Origin of the sequence: Rhizobium sp. Root274, assembly GCF_001429245.1 — a bacterium.
Classification (GTDB): domain Bacteria; phylum Pseudomonadota; class Alphaproteobacteria; order Rhizobiales; family Rhizobiaceae; genus Allorhizobium.
The window spans coordinates 1-23,705 of record NZ_LMJE01000013.1; the positions used below are offsets into that span (position 1 = coordinate 1).

Here is a 23,705-nt window from a genome sequence, read left to right on the forward strand (position 1 = left end):
GGAAATCTCGGCCGCCTGCCGCGAGCAGGACATCGGATCGAGCCAGATCAACGAGGCGATCCAGCAGCTCGATAAGGTGACCCAGCAGAATGCCGGCGCGTCCGAAGAAATGTCGGCAACATCTGAAGAACTGGCAGCACAGGCAGAAGAACTCCAGGCCTCGATCGCCTTCTTCAAGGTGGATGCAGCATCGCGGCAGAGCAGCTCTCAGCCGGCGAAGCAGTTGAAGGCCGTTGCGGCAAAAATGGCAAACCCGGTTCAGGCAAAGCGGACGGCATCCAGAGCGGGTCTTGCCGCTTCGAAGGGCCCAGGTTTTGCCCTTGATATGAGCATGGGTGGCCCGGATGGCGACGACGACGAGTTTCGCCAGACGGCCTGACCCGGCCAGAAAACGACAACACATCACTGGCCCTTCGCTCTTCTGAGGCGGGCCGGTGAACTTCACGATCCTGCACACCGTGTCCCTCTGGTGCAGTGCAGGATCCGACGGCGGTGACCCAAAGGAGTGAGCCTCATGGCCCATGCAGCAACTGAATCGCAATTTGTGACTTTCAGCCTCGAAAACGAATGTTTCGCCGTACCCGTCGAGGTCGTCAGGGAAATTCTCGATCATGAGGACCCCTTCCGGATACCCCATGGCCCCGATTATCTTCTCGGTCTGCGCGATGTGCGCGGCCAGGGGGTTCCGGTCATCGATCTCCGCTTGCGGCTGGGCATGTTACGGACCCAAAAGACTCCGCATACGCGGATCCTCGTCATCGATGTGGCCATCGACGGGCGCGCCCTTTCGCTCGGCCTCGTTGCCGACCGCGTCTTCGAGGTCACGTCTTTCCGCAGCGACGCCATCGAGGCCGCCCCGGATATCGGGATCCGCTGGCAGTCCGACTACATCGCAGGGGTCGTCCGCCGCGCCGGCGATTTCGTCGTGATCGTCAACCTGACCAAACTCTTTTCCGGCACGGACGTGCGCTCGCTCGGTACCATCGCCACCAGCTCCCTGGAACACGCATGATCGCTCTGGCATTGAAGACATCCGCGACGACGGGCCCGGAACGTTCGTCGATGGCATCTGCCCTCGGCGACGGCCTGAGCGCCCGCAATTTCGACCTGCTGTCGCGCTACATCTATGACTACAGCGGCATCAAGATGCCCGTGACCAAGAAGACGATGCTGGAGGGGCGGCTGCGTCGCCGCCTGCGCTTCGTCGGCATCGACGGGCTCAACGAGTATTGCGATTATCTGTTCAAAGACGGTGGCATCGAGAGTGAAGCGATCCATCTGATCGATGTCGTCACCACGAACAAGACCGACTTCTTCCGCGAGCCGACGCATTTCGACCACCTGACCAATAAGGCCCTGCCCGACCTCGTCGCGAAAGGTCACAGACGGTTGCGCATCTGGAGTTCGGCCTGCTCGATCGGTGCCGAGCCCTATACGCTTGCCATGGTGATCGAAGACTTCAGTCAAGCAAATGGAGGTCCTGACTACTCGATCCTCGCCACCGATCTCTCCACCGATGTGCTGCGCGTCGCCAAGCGCGGCATCTTCTCGACAGCCATGATCGAGCCTGTCGATCGCGAGCGCCGCAAGCGCTACGTGATGGAGCCACGCGACCCCGCTCGTGGAGAGGTGCGAATTCACCCGAAACTGAGAGCAAAGGTGGGTTTTGCCCGGCTTAACCTGATGGATACGTCTTACAGCGTCGGCGATGCCATGCATGTCATCTTCTGCCGCAACGTCTTGATCTATTTCGACAAGAAGACCCAGGAAAAGGTGCTGTCGCGCCTCTGCGACAAGCTCGTGTCCGGCGGCTACCTCTATGTCGGCCACTCGGAAACCATCACCGGCTTCGCCCTGCCCGTCCGGCAGGTGGCCAATACAGTCTTTCAGAAGGTCTGATTTGAAGATGGCGAAAAAGATCCGCGTGTTGATCGTCGATGACTCAGCCAGCGTCCGTCAGGCGCTGACGCAGGTCCTGGAAGCCGACGGCGACATCGAGGTCATGGGCGTGGCCTCCGATCCCTTTGTCGCGGCGCGGCGTATTCAGGAGGAAGTGCCCGACGTGGTCACGCTGGATGTCGAGATGCCGAAGATGGACGGCATAACCTTCCTCCGCAAGCTGATGGCCCAGCACCCGATCCCCGTCGTTATGTGTTCATCCCTTACGGAAGCGGGATCACAGACCCTGATGCAGGCGCTGGAGGCAGGCGCTGTCGACATCATCCTGAAACCGAAGATCGGCGCCGCAGATCACCTGGCCGAAGCCGGCGCCATGATCCGCCAAACGGTCAAGGGCGCCGCTTCGGCCCGGGTGAAATCGGACCGCCGCCGCCTGCCACTCCCGGGTGCGACCGAGGCCAAGCTCACCGCCGATGCGGTCCTGCCGCCACCCACCGGACGCCCGATGGCCAAGACAACCGAGATGGTCGTTTGCATAGGCGCCTCGACGGGCGGAACGGAAGCGTTGCGCGAACTACTCGTCGCGCTGCCCGCCAATTCGCCGGGTATCGTCATTGTCCAGCACATGCCGGAAAAATTCACCTCCGCCTTCGCCTCCCGGCTCAACACGCTGTGCCAGGTGGAAGTGAAGGAGGCAGTACACGGCGATCCGGTCCTGCGCGGCCACGTGCTGATTGCGCCCGGCGGCCGTCATATGCTGCTCGAGCGCTAGGGTGCCCGTTACATGGTGGGTATCAAGGAAGGCCCGCTCGTCTCGCGCCACCGACCCTCGGTCGACGTCCTTTTCCGCTCCGCTGCCCGCGCGGCAGGTTCGAATGCCATGGGTGTCATCATGACCGGCATGGGCGACGACGGTGCGCGCGGCATGGACGAAATGCACAAAGCCGGGGCCTTCACCGTGGCCCAAGACGAAGCGACATCGATCGTCTTCGGCATGCCGAAGGAGGCGATTGCACGGGGTGGCGTCGATCGCATCGTGCCTCTCGAGCAGATCGCCCGTGAAATAATGGCCGCAGACCGAAGGCATCTTGGTTGACCTGTCCCGTGGATGGCCACCGCCAAGCAGACAGAATGAATATGAGCAAAGAGGGTTCGAGATGAACACCCAGCGAGCGAAACAGACCGAGCGCCATGTCTCCCCGACGGTCACCATCCGCACCAGACTGGGCGAAGCATTGGCCCAGATCGAGCAACGCTTTCTCGATGGCGGCACCGTGCTAGTGGCGGTCCTCGACGTTTTCGGCGGACTGCTGACGTCGCTTGGCGGCATCTCTGACGCCCTGCGCGAAGACGAGGCGGCGGAAGCAACGGAAGAGCTCCTGTCCACCGCAGCACTGATCGCGGACCTTCCCGCCCAGCAGCAGGATATGCGAGAGCGCTTCGTCCTGATCGGCGACTATGGCCAGGCCCTGTCAAACGAGGTGCTGGCGATGGAGGACACGCTGCGTTATCTGCGCACCTTCGCCGTCACAGCCAAGATCACCGGCGCAGGGATTGCCGATTTCGCCGGCTTTGCCGAAGAGATCGTCGAGCGAATCCAGTTCGCGACCCAGGAGGTGAAGTCCTTCGGCGAGCGCATCAGCGCGCTTCAGGGTCTGATCGATCGCGCCCGGACCGGAAGCGACGGGCTGACCCGCCACGACCACGCCATCCCCGCGATCGTCGAAGACCTGGGTCGCAACGCCAATGCCATCCAGACCCAGCGCAACTCGCTTGCTCAGTTGGCGGCGCAGGTGACGGGACTTGCGATGAAGGTTCAGGGTCGGCTCGCCAGCACGCTGTCGTCGCTGCAGATCGGCGACGTCACCCGTCAGCGGCTGGAGCATTGCCAGACCGCTTTCGATATTGCCGAGGGGCATCTGGCGACCGCAGCAGCGCATGACCTGTCAGCTGAAGACCGTGAGCGCGTGATCCTCTTGGTCACCCAGTTGGTGCGGGATCAACTGATTGCCATGTCGGAAGAATTCCGGGCCGAATGTGCCACCATTGTCAGCAATATCGGCGCCTTCTCCAACGATGTGACGGTTCTTATGGACCTGCAGAATTCCATGCTGCCGACGACCAGTGAGGCTGCGAACCGATCGGCCATGGGGCTTGTGCGGGAAAGCCTGGAAACAGCGCGAAGCTTGGTGGGCGGGATCGAGCAGTCTGCCGGCGAAGCGCAGCGCTTGAGCGCCACGGTCGGCGGCATGGTGAAGGATCTTGTCGAGAGTGTCGAGACGATCCAGATCGTTCGCACGGATATCCAGTACATGGCGCTCAACACCAACCTGCGCTGCAGCAAGCTTGGCGAAGAGAGCCGCGCAATCAATGTCGTCACCAATGAACTGCGCACCTTTTCGGCCAGGCTCGACGACGTCACCGATCGCGCCCTCGGCCATCTGCGACTTCTCGATGAGCAGGCGGCCGGCCTCAGCAAGTCCGAAACAGGCGAGAGCGGCGAACGCGATCCCGACCTCGTCGCCCGCATCGAGATCGCACTTGCCCATGTCACGCAAGCCGGTGACGCTCTGGATGGCAAGCTGCACGACCTCCAAGACAAGGGCCAGGAGATTGCAATCAAGGTCGCAAAAGCAACGGCCGGGCTGGATTTCCATCAGGAACTGACGGTGATCCTCGGCGACTGCGTCTCCTTGGCAGCCGAGGCGATCGTGGCCGAGCCGACATGTGACGGTCTCGAACCCATCCTCTCGGGGATCTCGGCCGAGATCTTCAGGACCTACACCATGAAGTCCGAACGCGACATCCACTGCGCGATCTTCGGCGCAGCCGGTGCAGACACGGAGGAGATGCAAGCCCCGCCGGCCCAGCACATGACAGACGACGAGCTGTTCGACGACGCCCTGTTCTGAGAGGTTGCCAGTCTCGATGTGATCAAGGCTCAGGCGACGAGCCGGACGGCCGGTGGCGCTTCAACATTCAGCTTGCCGATGGTGCAGTAGCGCATCAGCCGTTCGAGAACTTCCCGTCCGAGCATCTGTGCGTTTTCCTGGGCGCGTTCGAGATTGCTGACATGGCGGGGATCCATTGTGTAAAGCGTCTCGCCACAGGAAAAGACATCTCGGAAGGCGGCACGCTCGACGATTGGCGTTGCCATCAGATGCACCCGTTTCTCGGCTAGAAGCTGCTTCACGCCCTGCAGTGCCCGTGTGGTGATGATCGGATTGATGCGTGTCAGCACGACGGAATGCGGGATCCGGATGCCCGCCTTGTCTTCCAGATATGTCAGGAGATCGATCACGGTTGCCGCCCCTTGCGCATCCATCGCCGACCCCTGTGCCGGGATCAACACATAATCGGAATGGCCCATTGCCTGGGCAATCAACGGGCTGCGATGCCCGGGAAGGTCAAGGATGACGAGATCGACGGCAGGCTGCCACCGCTTGATCTCGCGCTCAAGACTGGCCGGAGAAACATAGGGAACAACCTGCAACCGCTCCGGGCAGTTGGCCCCGAGTTGCTGGTGCCAGCGCGAGATCCAATGCTGTGGATCGGCATCGAGCACCGCAATCCGCAGCCCCATCCGCGCCAATTCCGTCGCGATCAGCAGCACGGCTGTCGTCTTGCCGGCACCACCCTTCGTGTTGGCGAAAGTCAAAACAGGCATATCAAGGTCCATTCCTCGGCTGGCATCGTCGCAGCAGCCGCAAGCAGGTGAAGTGACATCCAGAATGGGGCCAACATGCTTAACCGGCGGTAAACTGCGGTAGTATTCAAGCAATTTCTACAACTGAAGCCTGCGCCGGTAGCGCCGGCAAAGGGTCCTGAACGGTGCCTGTGACCTCGGCACCAGGATCTGGACCCTCCTTCGAAAATAAGTCAAACAAAGCGTGCGGTCGGTGAACCGGCCGCGCGATGAACAATCGTGGACTGACATTGCGGCCGGCCCACGGGCCGCAACCCGGAGATTAACCCGATGACCTGGCGCATGCCCTCTGAAACCGCTCGCCATGACCGCACCTGGATGGCATTTCCGCGTGCCGGCACAACACTCGGCGAAGGCGAGAGCTGGCAGCAGACCGGTTACGAGGCATGGACGTCTGTCGCGCATGGCATCGCCGAATTCGAACCGGTGACCATGATCGTCGATCCTTCGGAGCGGCAACGGGCGAGCCGCATGCTTGGCAGTCACATTGAACAGATCGAAATGCCACTCGATGAATTCTGGATGCGTGACTTCGGTCCGACCTTCGTACATGATGACGAACGGCCGAATGTACTGGGCGCGATCGACTGGATCTTCAACGGTTGGGGTGATCACGGCTGGGCGGAATGGAAACATTCAGCGGAGATCGCCCAGCTGATTGCCGCCCATTGCGGCGCTGAACGGGTACCGAGCCTCCTGGTCAACGAAGGCGGCGGCATCCACGTCGACGGCGAGGGCACGGTTCTCGTGACCGAAACCGTGCAACTGGATCCGCGCCGCAACCCCTTTGCCGACAAACATCGGGTGGAGGCCGAATTGTCCCGCACGATCGGGGCGACCAAGGTCATCTGGCTGCCGCGCGGCCTGACCCGCGATTATGAAGCCTTCGGGACTTCCGGCCACGTCGACATCGTCGCAACCATCGCGGCACCCGGCTTGCTCCTCCTCCATCGCCAGCCCAACCCGGACCATCCCGATCATGCCGTCATGCGGGACCTGCGCGCCTTTCTCGCCGGCACCACCGATGCTGCGGGCCGCCCATGGAGGATCCTCGACCTCGATGCGCCTGAGGTGATCCGGGACGAGGACGGGTTTGTCGACTACAGCTATGTCAATCATCTGGTGGTCAATGACGGCGTCGTCGCCTGCGGATTTGGTGATGAAAAGGCAGATGCCGCCGCGCGTGACGTGTTGGGGGAGGCCTATCCCGGCAGACGCGTGGTAACGATCGATTCACGCCCGATCTTTGCGCGCGGTGGCGGCATTCACTGCATCACCCAGCAGCAGCCTTCGCTAAAGCAGGGAAGCTGATCATGGCCAATTTCGAAGTCTTCGAAAAATCGATTGCGGAGCTACGGGCCGCACTGGAAGCCGGCGAAGTCACCAGTGTCGAACTGGTCCAGGCTTATCTCGACCGGATCGCGCACTACGACGCGCCCGGCACGAAGACTGCCCTCAATGCCATGGTCGTGCTCAACCCGGAAGCAGTCGCCGAGGCGGAAGCATCCGATAGCAGACGCGGCCAAGGCGCCCCACTCTCGCCGCTCGACGGCATCCCCTACACCGCCAAGGACAGCTATCTTGTGCGCGGACTGACGGCCGCCGCTGGCAGTCCGGCCTTCGAACATCTTGTGGCGCAAAGAGACGCCTTCACGATCGAGCGCCTACGCGCCGCCGGTGCCATCTGCCTCGGGCTCACCAACATGCCCCCGATGGCCAATGGCGGCATGCAGCGCGGCGTCTACGGGCGCGCCGAAAGCCCCTATAATGCCAAGTGGCTCACCAGCGCCTTCGGCTCAGGCTCGTCCAATGGTTCGGGAACCGCAACAGCGGCCTCCTTCGGCGCGTTCGGTCTCGGCGAGGAAACCTGGTCGAGCGGCAGGGCGCCGGCCTCGAACAATGCCCTTTGCGCCTACACACCCTCGCGCGGCGTCATCTCGGTACGCGGCAACTGGCCACTGGTGCCGACCATGGATGTCGTGGTGCCGCATACGCGCAACATGGCCGACATGCTGGAACTGCTTGACGTCATCGTGGCAGATGATGCGGAAACCCGCGGCGATTTCTGGCGCGCCCAACCATCGGTTCCCATCCCCGCGGCATCAGCGGTCAGGCCTCAGTTATACAAGGCGCTCGCATCGCGAGACCTTTCGCGGGCGCAACAGAAGCTTGCCGGCAAACGCTTTGGTGTGCCGCGTATGTATATCAACGAAGACCCTGATGCCGGATCAAATCCTGAAGGCGGAATCGGCGGCTCCACCGGCAAGCCGATTGAGACCCGCGCCTCCATCATCGACCTGTGGCAAAAGGCCAGGCAGGATCTGGAGGCCGCAGGTGCAACGGTGGTGCCAGTCGACTTTCCGGTCGTCAGCCAATACGAGGCCGACCGCCCTGGCGCGCCGTCGATCCTGTCGCGTGGCTTTGTCAGCCCGGAATTCCTCCACCGGGAGATCCTGGATCTTTCAGCCTGGGCCTGGGACGACTTTCTCGCAGCCAATGGCGATCCAAAGCTGTCGACACTCGCCCATGTGGACGGCAGGCGGATCTTTCCGCATCCAGAAGGCGCCTTGCCGGACCGCTACACAGGTTTCGATGATTTTCTTCCAGACTACCCCGCGCAAGTGCGTGATCATCCCCGGCAATCGTTTTCCGAGATACCGCATCTGGCCGAGGGTCTGCGCGGACTGGAAGAAACCCGCCGGATCGATCTCGAACAGTGGATGGACCGTCTTGGGCTAGATGCGGTGATCTTCCCTGCAGTTGCCGATATCGGCGCGGCCGACATGGATGTGAACCCGGCATCAGCGGACCTCGGCTGGCGAAACGGGGTCTGGGTCGCCAACGGCAATCTCGCCATCCGCCATCTCGGCATACCGACCGTCACCGTACCGATGGGAACCATGACCGACATCGGCATGCCTGTCGGCCTGACCTTCGCTGGCCGCGCCTATGACGACGAGGCCCTGCTCACCCTGGCCGCTGCCTTCGAGGCGACAGGTTCCCGCCGCACCGCCCCACCCCGGACACCGCCGTTGCAAAGATAAAAGCGCCCCCCCTTTCCCCGTAAAGATATTGTTGCATGTCACGCATAACCCCTGCCGGGCTGATCTGTTGCGGGGGAAGAACCATAGCCACTCAGCACGAGACATCCATCGCCCACGCATCGAGCGAAAGCTGTCGTTATAGCAATCAGTTAAAGAGGAAACGCACTCTCGAAGCGACCATTAACCCATCTACGACCAAAGTCGTGAACTCAGTACATTCTAAGATTTGGATTTAGGTGAAATTAATACCGGCTCTATTACTGATTGCAAAACTAAACCTTTGATGAGTCGTGTCCTGAAAGACCAAACATCACTCAACCTGAAGCTGACGGAGCCTTTGCGGCAGGATCGCTTCAGCACGCAAATCCACCCGATCCGTGAAAGATTTGATGCCTGGGCGCAGCTGCTGGCGCCAGTCGTCCTGGCTGAAAACCCTCAACGGGACTTCAAAGCCTGTGCAAGGGCCTACGATCTCGGCCGCATGCACTACGTGTCCACGCACCACGATGCCATGTATCACCAGCGTTCGGAGGAGTTGATTAGCCAGTCGGGGATTGACCATTGGCTACTGACCCTTCGCAGGAGCGGCACCGAAAGGAGCCGATGCGGCGACACTGTTCTCGATAGCCAGCCCGGCTCCCTCGACATCCGGTCGCTTGCTCGTCCCTTCTCGGGCGAGACGAGCCGGACGGGCTGCGTCTTCATCTTCCTGAGCCGTGACGACTTCGTTTCGCTGGCCCCTCTGTTGGACGGCGCCAATCATCGGCTGCTGGAGGGCAGCATGAAGGGCGTTATCAGAGACTTCATCCTGTCCCTCGACGAGGTCATCGGCGACATGACGGTTGCGGATCTACCTGTCCTTGTCAATTCGATCACGGCCTTGCTGAATGCAGCGCTCGAACCCTGCAGGTCAAAGACAGAGGAAGCTAGGGACGTGATCGCAGCCAGCCTGCTGGACAAGGCGCGCAGCTACATTCACGCCAACCTGAAATCGCCGGATCTGGACCCGGACACGATTGGTGCGGCCATGCAGATGTCCCGCCGCAAGCTTTATTACCTCTTCGAGCGACGCGGCGGCGTGGCGCGCTACATCCGCCGCAGAAGGCTGCTCGCCTGCCACGATGCCATCGTCGATGCAGCGGATCATCGGTTCGTCAGCACGATCGCTTATGAATACGGCTTCACCAACGCGGCCCAATTCAGTCGAAACTTTCTCGCAGAGTTTGGCTACAGCCCCACGGAAGCCCGCGAATTCAATCTGTGCGGCTATCGTCCTATCGAAAAAGCGCCCGCCACCTTCACCGAGTGGCTGCTACAGGTCCGAAACGACGGCTAAGACAGCGGTAACATTCGCCGACCCATGCCACAGAAATGGCTGGTGTCGACCGCGCTCGGTTCAACACATTCGTAAGAGAAAGCGAACCTGCCGAGACGCCGTGCACAAAACGGCAGGCCTCGTGCACCCACGTCCATTCCGCGAATCAGCAAAAGCGAAGATTAACTGCCCAGTGGAATCGCATTATACTGGACGAAACGGCTTTCGGAAGAAGTTTCAAAAGTTTTACGCAAAATTAACTTTTGGATTTCGAGTAGTTTCGATGCGTAGCTGATCAGCCCATTCTCACCGATGCGATCCCGGACAGAAGGGATTTGACGGATGAACACGCGCAGGCTGACCACTTCTTTGACCAACGCTGTAAAGAACCAGGCGCGGAAACTCGCGCTCGGCGCCGCGACGGCCGCAACAGTTTTCACCGCCCCTCCGATTTTCGAGCTGCCGTCGCAAAGGGCGATGGCGGCCAGCACTGTCTGCCTGGATTCAGCCTCTGCGGACACTCTGTTTCTTACCAAAAATAACAACACGAGCCTGAACAAAACGACGACCATTACGAACCCGGTCGTATTCCAGTCCGTAGGCGCCTCAGGCATTGAATACAACGCCACAGCCTATGAACCCAGCACCGGCGAATTATACGGCATTCGAACTGATGACCCCGACAACAACAACGGAAATGTCGGCTTACTGCTGAACATCAACAAGACGACTGGCGTAGCCACCGCTATCGACGCCTACACAGGGGATTCGGACACTACTACAACCATCGGAGGCTTGCCGAATACGAACGATGACGCCGAGAACACAATTTCCGGCGCTTTCGACAGTTCCGGCAATTATTATCTGGCGCAGGCACAGGGCCCTCGCAGGATCTACCGTATCGAAAACTTCAAAGCGCAATTGGCAGCACGCGCGACTACTCGCATAACCGCCACGGCGTCGAATTTGCTCACGGTGGTCGGCACAGATGGCAGCACGAGTACCATCGATAGCACAGGCCTACACATCGCCGACTTCGCGTTTTTTAACGGCTATTTGTATACCGCCATTACGTCAGGAGCCAGCCGCTACGCTAGGTCTGGCTACCTTGATGTATCATCATGGCCTGCCGTCTCTTGGCATCCGCAGATTCGAATAGGCGGACTCGTTAACACTGCTGCTTCCAGGGTGTTCGGCGCCATCCTCAGCACCCGCTATGGCGTCTACGGCTCCGACAACGAGGGCACCGGTTTCTACAAGTTTAACACGTCCTCTGGGACGATATTTAAGCTCGGCGAGACCGCTGCGACGGAGGTGAACGACGGCGCATCCTGCCTCGACGGCAATGTTGTTTTCCCAACCGACGTTTCCGTCACCAAGACCAACACACCTGGACAGAACAACAATGTCGACCTCACAACTGATACTTATACGCCCGGAGAAACCCGGACCTATACGATCGAGATCAAAAACAGCGGTCCGTTCGGTGCAAATGACGTCAATGTCCAGGATCTGTTGCCAGCCAGGTTGACGACCGCCCAGAAAAGCGCCGCTACCTGGACGTGCGCGCCCTCTCTCGGCGCAAGCAACACCAACGAACAGGACCGTCCCACCTGTACTGCGGCCAGCGGTACAGGTCCGATTAACACGACTGTCAACCTGCCTGTCACCATATCGGGAACGACCTACGTTCCGACGTCGGTGATATTCACACTAAAGCTTCCGGTACCGACGGACTATGTTGGCGACCTGATCAACACTGTCACTGCCAGCACGCCTACAGGCGAGTTCCAGGATGCGAACCTCGCCAATAACACGGCGACAGACCAGGACCAGCCGCCCGTCACCATTCTCAAGCAGTTGTATAGCCAGACGACGGCCAACACGCCGGCGATTGCCGATGCCGGGGAAGACCTCACCTACCGCATTACGCTCAGCAATACCGGAACACTTCCCGTTACAGGGTATGGCCTCTCGGATGTGCTGGGAACGAAACAGACCTACACAACAGCGTCGCCAACCCCGGCGACCGTCAGCCTTAACACGCCGGCGACGGGACAAACACGCCTTGCGTGGACCAATCTGACGATCCCCGGAACCACGGATCCAACAAATCCCGGCAAGCTGACCCTTGATGTGACAGCCCGCGTGGCGGCAGACCTGACCGGCGTGACCGAGGTCGTGAACTCCACCTACAAAACCGGCGACACGCCGCCGGATTGCTCTCTGGGACAGGCTGCCCGCAATGGACCGCTATGCGTCGTCACGCCCACTCAGCAGGTAACGCTCAGCAAGGCGCTGATCAGCGAGATAGGCGGCACGCGTGCCGGTGTGGCCGAGACGGGAGAAATTCTGACCTACCGGCTCTCCGTTACCAATGCCGGCGGCTCCGCTATCACCAACTACGTCCTGCGCGATTTTTTCTATCCACCGCGCGCGATCGCCTCGATTGCAGCGACCGATGGCGGCACAAACCTGACCGATACCAGCGGCGCTTTTACCGGTGAAACGATCTGGACCATCCCGACGATCGCTGTTGGCGCAACGGTAACTCGGGATATTTCGATCACGATGGTTCTGTCCTTCCGTTTTGCTGGCCCTCCGGAAACGGCTGTCGGCTTAGTCGGAAATCTGACCGGCGACCTGCCCTGCACAACGGGGACAGCCCGTTGCCCGACACCCCTGCCCACACCGCCCGATATCAGCTTCGTCAAGACGCTGACGGCCGAGAGCCTGACGACGAACAATATTGCGCAACCGACCGAAGTGCTGACCTACCAGATAAAGCTCACCAATTGGGGCGGTCTGGCAGACACCAGCTACAGCCTGACGGATGTTCTCGACGCCAACATGGACTTCGTCGCGGGCAGCGTCCGCGTAGATGGCGTCGCACCGTCCGCCAGCCAGGTGGCCGTCACCACCGACAGCAGCAGCCGCAAGGTGATCACGATCAGCGGTCTTACCGTGCCGGCCGGCCTCATCGCCCAGGCGAGTGGTGCCAGCTATCCGGCCACGTCCATAGGCGCGCCTGGAGAGCTTCTGATCACACTGCAGGCCAAGGTGAATTCCACCATTCCTTCCGGCATTACCCATGTCCTGAACAGGGTCTATAAAACCGGCACGACGATGCCGACCTGCCTTCCCGCCCCCACCAATACCTTCCAGTGCGTCTATACCCCGACCGCCTCGCGCCTTGTCACCTTCAAATCACTGCTGAGTGAAAGCTCGGTCGCACCAACAGGCAAAACGGGCGTGGCCGAAGCCGGCGAAGTACTGACCTATCAGGTGAACGTCAGCAATGTGGGTGGGACCACCGAAACAGACTACGTCCTAACGGACGAGATTGAGCCAATAAGTGCCATTGCGTCTGCCGTGCCTTCCGATGGCGGCACTTACAATCTTTCCACTGGCATCACAACGTGGTCCGGTCTGACCATTGCACCCGGCCAGACGGTAAGCAGAACCCTCACCGTCACCTTGACCAATCCGCTGCCGGACGATGTCGCCAACATCGTCAACGAGGTTACCAACGACTGCGTACCGACCGACACTGTCACCGGCATACCCTGCCGCGTCATCAGTCATACTGAAGCCAAGTTGAAGCAGGGCAAGAGACTGATCGCCGAAAGCATCAGCCCTGCCAATGGCATCGCCGAACCGGGTGAGACCCTCACTTACGAGATCCGCGTTGAAAACACCGGCGGGGTTGATGCAACCGGCTACACCCTGACCGACGCCTTTACCCCGGTGAGTGCTGCTGCAAACATGGTTCCCTCCGATGGCGGCACCTATAATGCCGCGCTCGGCCAGGTGACCTGGACCAACCTGACGGTGCCGACGAGCGGCGCGATAACCAGAACGGTAGCCGTGACACTACCCACGACCCTGCCGACGTCACTCGATAAAGTCACCAACACCGTACTCGCCTGCACCCCGATCACAGGCATGTCCTGCAGCGTCGAGACCCCAACGCCGGCTTTGCTGAAGGAGGCCAAGGCCCTGACGGGTGAGAGCCTGACTGCAAATGGGATCGCAGAACCCGGTGAGACGCTCACCTATACGCTGACCGTGCGCAACGAGGGCGGCACCGGTATCACCGGCTACAACCTGGTTGACGCGTTTACACCGCTGAACGCCATTGCAACCATGTCCTCAACCGACGGCGGAACCTACAACGCCGCCACCGGGCAGGTGACTTGGTCAGGTCTCTCCATTCCTGCCGGCGCGACAATCACGCGGACCGTTCAGGTGACACTCGTCAATCCGCTGCCTGAGGGGCTTGCCACCGTCAAGAACGCAATTCTGAATTGCACCGCGATCGCCGGCCTCTCCTGCATTTCGGAGCCGCCAACCGCTCCGCTTATCACCCAGTCCAAGGCCCTGACGAGCGAGAGCTTTTCGCCGGCCAACGGTCTGGCAGATCCGGGCGAAACTCTCACTTACACGGTTACTGTGAAAAACGTCGGTGGCTCTCAAGCCACCAACCTCCAGATTGTCGATGAATTCACCCCGGCAACGGCAGCGGCCAATGTGGTCGGATCAAACGGCGGCACTTCAGTGACGACTGGCGGCCTGGTGCGGACGACCTGGACCGGGATCAGCATCCCGGCGGGTGGAACCATCACCCGAACGGTGGCCGTAACCTTGACCTCACCTCTCCCAGTCGGGCTGCAGCTCGTTACCAACGCACTTCCGGTCTGCGCAACCACCAGTCCGGCGACTTGCGTGGTCACAACCCCGACACCGCCGATCATTTCCACGCAGAAGACCCTGACCAGCGAAAGCCTGGTTGCACCGACCGGCAAAACTGGCGTGGCAGAACCCGGCGAGACCCTCACCTACACCTTGACCGTCACCAATACCGGCGGCACGGCGAAGACTGGATACACCCTGATCGATGAGTTCACGCCTCGTGGGGCCGTGTTTAGCGCCACACCGCAATCCGGTGGCGTCTACAACTCTGCCAATGGCAGAACGACGTGGACCAACCTGACAATCCCCGCCAACAGCAGCATCACGCGCACCGTCGCCTTTACCTTGACGACGCCTCTGCCCGCCGGCCTCACCTTCGTTCGCAACACCGTCATCACCGACTGCACCATCACCAACGCCACCACCGGCGAGCCCTGCGGCCCGACATTTCCAACGCCGCCCAGCATTGCGCAGTCGAAAAAGCTGATCAACGAGATCGCCGGGACGCAAGCCAACATTGCTGAACCCGGCGAAGAACTGGTCTATGAGCTCACCATCGTCAACACCGGAGGGAGCACCGCCACACCGGTGGTGGTGGATCGCTTCGAGCCGATCAGCGCTGTCGCCAGCGTGACGGCCTCCAATGGCGGCACCTACAACGCGACGACGGGAGAGACCACCTGGACCGGCGTATCCGTGCCCGCGGGAGGTTCAGTTATCCGGCAGGTCAGGGTTATCCTGACCAATCCCCTGCCCGCTGGCGTGGCAGAAGTCACGAACACCGTCGTCAATGACTGCACCCAGACGAACACGGCCACCGGCGAACCCTGCATCGTCACCATCTCGACACCGTCGAATGTGACGCAAGCCAAGGCGAAGATTGCCGAAAGCGGTGTGATCCCAAACGTCGCCGAGGCCGGAGAGACGATCACCTATCAGGTGACCGTGACCAATAGTGGCGGCACCGACGCGACGAACTACACCGTCCGGGACTTCTTCGAGCCGGCCTCTGTAGCAGCCTCGGTCGCGGCCTCCTCCGGCGGCGTCTTCAACTCGGTGACGGGCGAAACGACCTGGTCGAACCAGACCATTCCGGGCCTCAGCAGTGTAGTCTACAACGTCGCGGTAACCCTCACCTCCACCATACCGGACGGTGTTCGTGTCATCCGTAACATCGTCCGAGACAATTGCGTGATTATCGACCCGGTGACGGAGGAGCCATGTAGAATCACAACGCCATCAGAGCCAAAAATCCAGAAATCGAAGGAGCTGATAGCCGAGAGTGGTGTCCTCGACGGCATTGCCGAGCCCGGCGAGACACTGACCTATCGATTGCATGTTCAGAACGTCGGCGGCGTGGATGCGATAAACCACCTTCTCACGGACGTCTTCAAACCCACCAACACAATCGCTTCGATCTCCGCCTCGAACGGAGGAACCGCAGCGGTCTCCACCGGCACAGTGACCTGGACGCTGCCCCTCGTTCCAAAAACAGGTGTCGAAGTCACCCGCGACGTGGCGATCACACTTGCCCCAACTTTCCCGGCGGGAACGGTCAATGTCGTAAACGAGGTTCTCGACTGCAACCCCATCCCCGGGGAGAGCTGCATCGTCACCACGCCGACCGCCCCTGAACTCTACAAGGCAAAGGAACTGATCGCCCAGAACGGCGCCGACGACACCATGGCCGAACCGGGCGAGACGCTGACCTACGAAATCACGGTCGAGAATCATGGCGGCTCCGATGCGATCGAAACTATCGTCGACGAGTTCGTCCCCGTCGCCGCCATGCAATCGGCAACCGCGAGTTCCGGCGGCGTCGTCAATCTAACCACCGGCCTGACGACATGGTCCGGCGTTACGATCCCGGCCGGCGGCTCGGTGACCCGCACGGTGGATATCACGCTGACGAACCCGCTGCCTCTCGGTCTGAAGACCGTTACCAATGCCGTGCTGGATTGCATCCCGATCCCAGGTGAAAGTTGCGGAACAGTCGATCCGACGCCTCCGGACATCAGAAAGGCCAAGCGTCTCGTTGGGGAAAGCATCACCAGCAACGGCATTCTCCAAGCCGGCGAAGCGCTGACCTATGAGATCACCGTCACCAATATAGGCGGCTCGCCGGCCACCGACGTCGTCATCTCGGATCAACTGACACCGGCCGGAATCCCGACCCTTGTCACTGGGGCACCAACACCCGGCGCCTGGACGTGGGATGCAGTCCAGAACATCGCGACGCAAACCATCCCGTCTCTGGCAGTCGGGCAGACCGTCACACTGCCGATCACCTTCCAGTTCGCCAATCCATTACCGGACGGCCTGCAGGAAGTGACCAACACCGTGCTCGACTGCGTGCCCATCACCGGCCTCGTCTGCGACGTGGACACCCCGACGGAATCGCAGCTCCGGAAGGCAAAGGCGCTGGTGCAAGAAAGCGGCACCAAGCCCGGCATAGCGGAGCCCGGCGAGACGCTGACCTACGAGATCACGGTCCAAAACAACGGCGCCACGGATGCGGTCAACACGACCATCATCGATGAGTTCACCCCGAAGGAAGCTGCCGCCAGCGTCACCGCCTCAAACGGCGGCACCTACAACGGCACAACTGGACGGACAACGTGGAATGGCCTGACCATCCCGGCACGAGGCACGTTGAAGTTGACGGTAGCCGTGCGGCTGACATCGTCCATCCCCGATGGCGTGACCGAGGTCCAAAATATAGTCCTCGATTGCGCAGTGATCCCGGGCGGCGAATGCGATCCTATCAATTACACCGAACCACTCCTCAAGCATCGCAAGAAGCTCATCGCCGAGGATGGCTCGATCCCTGGCGTGGCCGAGCCCGGTGAAACGCTGACCTACGAGGTCACCGTTCAGAACTCCGGTGGCAGCGTTGCAGAGGATTATGTCCTGCGCGACCTGTTCACGCCCTTCTCAGCGGTGGCCAGTGTCGATGCATCTGATGGCGGCACCTACAATGCCAGCACCGGCGTCACCAGCTGGACGATCCCGACAATCGCGGAAAAAGGCGGCGAAGTCACCCGGACGGTCGAGATTACGCTGACCGATCCCCTGCCCCAAGGACTGGGTGAAGTGGAAAACGCGGTTGTCGACTGCGTGCTTTACGAACCAGGCACCTGCACGGTCACCACGCCAACGCAGGCCGATGTGCACCAGGTCAAATCGCTTCTGTCGGAAAGCTTCATTCCGCAGAACAAGGTCGCGGAGCCGGGTGAGCTGCTGGTTTATCGCATAACCGTCGAGAATACTGGCGGGGTCGATGCGACCAACTACACCGTGCGCGATGTATTTACCCCGACGAATGCCGCAGCAACCGTCGAAGTCGACAACGGCGGCACGTACAATCCGCCAACGGGAGAGATTACCTGGACAGGCCTGACAGTACGCCGCGCGGCCCCGCTCAGCCTCCTCGTCAAGATTACGATGAAGGACCCTATTCCGGACGGGATTACCCAAGTCGTGAACGAAGTGTTGGACTGCGACATCACCAATGCCGCAACCGGTGCGCCATGCAAGGTGACCTTGCCGACACCGTCCAACATCGTCCGCTCCAAGGCGCTGGTGAACGAAAGCATCGAGAACGATCAGATCGCGCAGCCGGGCGAAACCCTGAGCTACGAGATCACCCTGACCAACCATGGCGGTCAGATCGCGAACAATGTCGAAGTCGTTGATGTCTTTGACGCACCGCAGGTGGTCGCCGCCGCTGTGCCTTCCGACGACGGTGTTTACACCGCCTCAACGGGTCGGACGGTCTGGACCATACCGACCATCGCCCCGGGTGAAACGGTGACCGTGACCCTCGACATCACCCTGAAGCAGACCTTCCCGAGTGGGCTGAAAAGCATAACGAACGCAGTCCTCAACTGCCAGGAAACGCTCATTCTGAAATGCAACCCGATTGTTTACCCTCGTCAGAGCGTCGTCACGAAGAAACTGGTTCAGGAAATCGGCGGCACCCAGGCAGGCGTTGCGGAAGCGGGAGAAACCCTCGTTTATGAACTCACGGTCGCCAATGATGGCGAGGTGGAGTTAGAAAACTTCCGGTTGACCGACCTGTTTGTCGATCTGCCGGCCATTCAGTCGATCCAGCCGGAAGACGGAGGCGTCTCCGACGACGCGACCGGATCGACAACCTGGACGATCGATGAAATCCCGGTTGGCGGCTCCGCGACCCGTCGCGTTGCAATCACCCTGACAAATCCACTGCCCGAGAACCTCGTCCGTGTCACGAACCTGGCATTCCAGACGCCGGACACTCCCACCACCCCGCCGCCGTGCGATCCGCTCAACCCGCCGGCTTATTGCGTGGTCACCCCGATCATCCCCCTAACAGGGGATCCCGACATCACCATCACAAAGATCGCTGAACTGCGTGAAGTTCACCGAGGCGAGGTCGTCCCTTACCGAATCCGCGTGACCAACAATTCAACCACTTTGCCGGCAACGGTAACGGTCACCGACAAGATGCCGTCGGGGTTCCGATACGTGGCGAAGTCCGCGACAGTGGATGACGTTCTCATGGAACCCGAGATTGAAGGTCAGTCGTTGATCTTTGCTAATCTGGTCATTCCTGCGGGCGAGAGCCGCGAAATCCGGCTGAAACTGCTCGTCCTGAGCTCCGTGAGCCCCGGCAGGTATAAGAACTATGCCTTGGTCGACATTCCCACGGATCCGCCAGCCACGGCAGAAGTGCTCGTTGTCGCCGATCCGATGTTCGACTGCTCGGTCGTGATCGGACGGGTCTTCGACGACATCGATCGGAACGGCTATCCTGATGAAGGAGAACCGGGGCTCCCAGGCGTGCGCTTGGCAACGGTCAACGGTCTCCTGATCACCACAGATGAGCACGGCCGTTACTCGGTTCCCTGCGCTTCGCTGCCCGATCAACGCATCGGCTCCAACTTCGTCCTCAAACTCGACACCCGGACCCTGCCCACCGGCTATCGCCTGACCACCGAAAACCCACGTGTCATGCGACTGACGGCAGGCACCATGTCGAAGATGAACTTTGGCGCGTCGATCGGCCGTCTCGTTCGGGTCGACCTGACGGACGATGCCTTCGAACCCGGCAGCGTCGACTTGAAGAGGGAGTGGCTCGCCCAGATCACCCAGCTGATCGAGATCCTGAAGCAGGACTACTCCCTCGTCCGGCTCTCCTATCTCGATGCGGCAACGGATCCAGCTTTGGCTGAGAAACGGCTGAGCAAGATCCAGGAACTTATCGCAGACCTCTGGAAGGAACAGGCCGGTGCCTACCGTCTGGAAATTGAGAAACGCGTGGAGGAAGCCCAATGACTACGTTTTGTAAGAAAGACGGTGCAGGACCCGCCACGCTTGCGCGGGTATTGCTCGCCGGCACGGCCTTGGCGGTCGTGTTCGAAACCTCGACTGCAGCTTTCGCTGAAGGCAGCAGCGCAAGCTGCGCCAGCGGACAATGCTCGTCGGTGATCCGCGGCAAAATGCTGGACAACGGAGCAACCGGCACGCTGCCCGTAGGGGAAAACACCGAAAGGGGGGCACCTGCCGCTGCAACGGCAGTCCCCTTCTCGATCAGCGTCGATGGTCAGGTCGTCGACGAGGGCGGTGAGCCCCGGCCCGCCGGGATCGGCGAAAACACGGCAAACAACAAGGCTGGAAAACAGCGCAAAACCGACGTCGACCTCAGCGCCGTCGACATCCAGGTCAAATTCGATGGCCTGGACACAAAGACCATGCTTAACGTCTCGACTGTGCCTATTCGCAAGACCTACCAGGCGAACGAGGCCATCGTTTTCCAAGCCTCATCGAACTACCCCGCTTTCGTCCAGAAGGCGGAAATTCGGATAACAGACTCGTATACATCGAGCCCTTCCGGCCCCGTTGCGGTGCTGCCCATCGACCCCAACGGTCGCGCAACCTGGGCGATGCCGGAAGGAGATGTCAAAGATTTCGATTATGTTCTGAGGGTCTATGATGGACAGGGACGGTTCGACGAAACCGAGGCACTGATGCTGTCGCGCAGCGATAGCCGTTTCGAACCCGCAGCGAAGGAGGAAGCACCTGCGCCCGGCATGTTTGAAGACCGGACTGCAGTGCGCAATATCCCCGTCCATGGTGGAGCTGTCACGGTCTATGGACGCAACGTGCCGGAAGGCTACGCCGTATCCGCCCTGGGAACGCAAGTTCCAACGGACAAGGACCATGCCTTCGTGATCCAGCGGATCCTTCCGCCCGGAGACCACGCAGTTGACGTCTCGCTCGGTGGGATATCGAAGTCAGGGCGCCTCAACTTCAGCCGCGACGTCCACATCCCGCAAAACGAATGGTTCTATGTCGCCTTGGCTGACTTGACCGTCGGACGCAAAACCGGCGACCCGCATATCAAGATGGCGCGGGACGGCGAGTACGACCGCGTTTATACGCACGGTCGCCTAGCCTTCTACCTCAAGGGCAAGATCAAAGGCGAATACCTGCTGACCGCCTCTGCTGATACCGGCGAAGACGATGTCCGAAACCTCTTTAAGGGGATGGATTCCAAGTCGAATGAAGAGATTCTCCGGCGTATCGATCCCGAAGAGTATTATCCTGTTTACGGCGACTCTTCGACCTCAGTCGAGGACGCTCCGACCAATGGCAAGTTCTATGTCCGCTTGTCGAAGGGCAACAGCCACGTAACCTGGGGCAACTTCAAGACAGACATCGAAGGTTCGGGTTTCGTACAGTCCGACCGTGCCCTCTACGGCGCCGAAGCCACCTATGTATCGCCGGATGTGACCTCGTTTGGCGAGAAACGCACCGGCGCCACAGTGTACGGGGCTCAGCCGGAAAGCGTGGCACAACGGGACGAGTTCCTGGCCACGGGCGGTTCAGCCTACTTCCTGAATCGCCAGGACATCACGACGGGCTCCGAAACGGTCACCATCGAGTACCGCAACAGTGTCACAGGTGCGGTCGTCAGCGAAGAAGCACTGGTAGCAGATCAGGATTATTCGCTCGAATACTTCCAGGGCCTGCTTTTACTGCGCAAGGCACTGTCACAGTCCTCGTTGCCGACCGGTGCCGTCCGCTCATCCGCCCTCGGAACTCAGGCCTATCTGATTGTCCAGTACGAGTACACGCCCCTGATGACCGACATCGATGGCTACGCCCACGGCGCGCGGGTCCAGCGCTGGGTGAATGACAAGGTACGTCTTGGTCTTTCTGAATCCACCGACAAATCTGGCAGCATCAATCACACGATCGTCGGCGCTGGCATCCGGTTGCGTCACTCGGAAAAGACCTTCCTGGACGCCGAGATCGCCGGCTCCAAGGGCAAGGGCATGGCGACGACGACGTCCACAGATGGTGGCCTGAGTTCCTCTGTCACCCAGAAGGTTGGAACCTTCAACCGAGCCGGCGCCTGGTCCATGCGTGGAGAACTTGACCTCGCAGACGTCGGCGTGAAATCGGTCACGGGCAAACTCTCTGGCGCCTATGAAAACCGCGCCGAGGGATTTGCGGAGGCCAGCGACAGCACGTCACTGGGCATTGAGCGCTGGGATCTGCGCAGTGAGATCGACGTGTCGGAAGCGGTGAAGCTTTCGGGCACGCATGAGGAACTCAAAAATAGCGAAGGTAAGAAAAGTCTGGAGACATCTGCAGAGGTCGCCTGGCAGGTCAATAAGCAGCTGAAGATCACCACCGGCGCCACTCTGACGGACCTCCGCTCTCCCAGCGCGATTGCGGCTGGAAAATCGGGATATGACGGCTCCCGTATCGATGGCGGCCTGCGCGCAGACTATGAGATCGACGACGACCGCTCGGTCTATGCCTTCGGTCAGGGAACGCTACGCACCTCGGGCGACATACGCCGCAACGACCGCATCGGTGTCGGTGGGCGTACCCAACTGACGGAAAAGGTCGGGGCGACCGCAGAAATCTCCGAAGGGACTACCGGTCTCGGCGGCGCCGCAGGCCTCGATTATAGTCCCACGGCCGACGATAAATACTACGTCGGCTACCGACTCGACCCCGACAGGGCGACTGCGCTCGAGACCGCCAACGTCCTCTCCGGCAAAGACCGTGGTGTCTTTACGGCAGGATCTCGCAAGAAACTGACGGAAGAAGCCTCAGCTTTTGCCGAGAGCAGCTACGACCTCTATGGTCGCCGCAAATCGCTCGCCCAGACTTATGGCGTCAACTACACGCCCGATGAGCTTTGGACCGTCGATACGGCTCTCACCACCGGCTCCATCAATGACGAGACAATTGATGCGAGCACGAACCTCCAAAGGTCGGATTTCGACCGGCAGGCCATTTCCAGTGCTGTCAGCTACAAGGACACTGAAAACGGATGGCGAGGCCGCATCAAGGGTGAAATCCGGCATGACGACTCCGCCGACGATACCCGTGACTCCAACACCTACGTGCTGGCTTCAAACTTCGCGGTAGAGACCTCCGAGAGTTGGCGCGTCCTGGCCGATATGGATATGGTCGTATCTAACGGAACTTCAGAGGCCCTCTCCTCCGGAGACTACATCGAAACCTCGCTGGGCTTTGCTTATCGCCCCATCGACAACGACCGTTTCAACGCCCTCTTCCGCTACACCTATCTCTATGATTTGCCGGGTCTTGAGCAGACAACCTCAGTCACCTCGTCGGAGGAAGCGCTGAAGCAACGGAGCCACATTGTCTCGGCCGATCTATCTTACGATCTCCTGCCTTGGATCACGGTGGGCACGAAGCAGGCCTTGAGGTTTGGCGAGGTGAGCGAAGATTCGCTGGGTTCGGACTGGTCTTCGTCACTCGCCTACCTCGGCACCCTCAAAGGCGACCTCCACGTCGTCAAGAACTGGGATGCCCTTGTGGAAGCGCGCATGCTCAATCTGCCTTACGCCGGCACAACCGACTACGGGTTCCTAACGGCCGTCTACCGCCACGTCGGGGACAATTTCAAGGTGGGTGCGGGCTACAATTTCGGTCGGTTCACGGACGATTTGCGAGACATGACGCTTGATGATCGGGGCGTCTTTTTGAACCTCGTCGGAACCTACTGACAAACTGGATC

Annotated in this window: 10 protein-coding genes and 2 pseudogenes; 10 read left to right on the plus strand and 2 right to left on the minus strand. The window is 60.3% G+C overall.

Annotated elements, in window-relative coordinates; all coding sequences use genetic code 11:
- The 5 genes and pseudogenes from ASE36_RS21700 to ASE36_RS21720 all read left to right on the plus strand — a co-directional run.
- Positions 1-379, plus strand: a pseudogene (locus tag ASE36_RS21700) (methyl-accepting chemotaxis protein); the annotation flags it as partial.
- 135 nt (positions 380-514) lie between these two features.
- Complete coding sequence (locus tag ASE36_RS21705; protein ID WP_062285132.1) at positions 515-1,012, plus strand: chemotaxis protein CheW; 498 nt, start codon at positions 515-517, stop codon at positions 1,010-1,012.
- Complete coding sequence (locus tag ASE36_RS21710; RefSeq protein WP_062285134.1) at positions 1,009-1,899, plus strand: CheR family methyltransferase; 891 nt, start codon at positions 1,009-1,011, stop codon at positions 1,897-1,899. The genes ASE36_RS21705 and ASE36_RS21710 overlap by 4 nt, the downstream gene beginning before the upstream one ends.
- Positions 1,900-1,906: 7 nt before the next feature.
- Positions 1,907-2,995 (plus strand): annotated as a pseudogene (locus ASE36_RS21715) (protein-glutamate methylesterase/protein-glutamine glutaminase).
- Positions 2,996-3,056: 61 nt separating this feature from the next.
- Positions 3,057-4,811: a hypothetical protein gene (locus ASE36_RS21720; protein WP_062285136.1), complete on the plus strand. Its 1,755-nt coding sequence runs from the start codon at positions 3,057-3,059 to the stop codon at positions 4,809-4,811.
- A 29-nt stretch (positions 4,812-4,840) separates the two neighbouring features.
- On the opposite strand, the gene ASE36_RS21725 is transcribed toward ASE36_RS21720, so the two are convergent.
- Positions 4,841-5,566, minus strand: a complete 726-nt coding sequence (locus tag ASE36_RS21725) for a ParA family protein (RefSeq protein ID WP_062285139.1) — start codon at positions 5,564-5,566, stop codon at positions 4,841-4,843.
- 309 nt (positions 5,567-5,875) lie between these two features.
- Between ASE36_RS21725 and ASE36_RS21730 the strand changes: the two genes are divergently transcribed.
- The 3 genes from ASE36_RS21730 to ASE36_RS21740 all read left to right on the plus strand — a co-directional run bounded on the left by ASE36_RS21730 (position 5,876) and on the right by ASE36_RS21740 (position 9,985).
- Positions 5,876-6,916 carry an agmatine/peptidylarginine deiminase gene (locus ASE36_RS21730; RefSeq protein ID WP_062285141.1) on the plus strand — a complete coding sequence of 347 codons (1,041 nt, stop codon included), beginning with the start codon at positions 5,876-5,878 and terminating at the stop codon, positions 6,914-6,916.
- 2 nt (positions 6,917-6,918) lie between these two features.
- A complete protein-coding gene (locus ASE36_RS21735; RefSeq protein ID WP_062285144.1) occupies positions 6,919-8,649 on the plus strand; it encodes an amidase in 1,731 nt (576 codons plus the stop codon).
- A gap of 226 nt (positions 8,650-8,875) precedes the next feature.
- On the plus strand, positions 8,876-9,985 hold the full coding sequence (locus ASE36_RS21740) for a helix-turn-helix domain-containing protein (protein ID WP_156378749.1): 1,110 nt from the start codon (positions 8,876-8,878) through the stop codon (positions 9,983-9,985).
- Positions 9,986-10,146: 161 nt separating this feature from the next.
- On the opposite strand, the gene ASE36_RS22810 is transcribed toward ASE36_RS21740, so the two are convergent.
- On the minus strand, positions 10,147-10,536 hold the full coding sequence (locus ASE36_RS22810) for a hypothetical protein (protein WP_062285148.1): 390 nt from the start codon (positions 10,534-10,536) through the stop codon (positions 10,147-10,149).
- On the opposite strand from ASE36_RS22810, the gene ASE36_RS21750 reads away from it, so the two are divergent.
- Positions 10,442-19,975 (plus strand): DUF6923 family protein, encoded by a 9,534-nt coding sequence (locus ASE36_RS21750; RefSeq protein WP_413813678.1) that lies wholly within the window; start codon positions 10,442-10,444, stop codon positions 19,973-19,975. The two genes, ASE36_RS22810 and ASE36_RS21750, sit on opposite strands and share 95 nt — an antisense overlap.
- On the plus strand, positions 19,972-23,694 hold the full coding sequence (locus ASE36_RS21755) for a hypothetical protein (protein ID WP_062285151.1): 3,723 nt from the start codon (positions 19,972-19,974) through the stop codon (positions 23,692-23,694). The genes ASE36_RS21750 and ASE36_RS21755 overlap by 4 nt, the downstream gene beginning before the upstream one ends.
- Positions 23,695-23,705 lie beyond the last annotated feature (11 nt).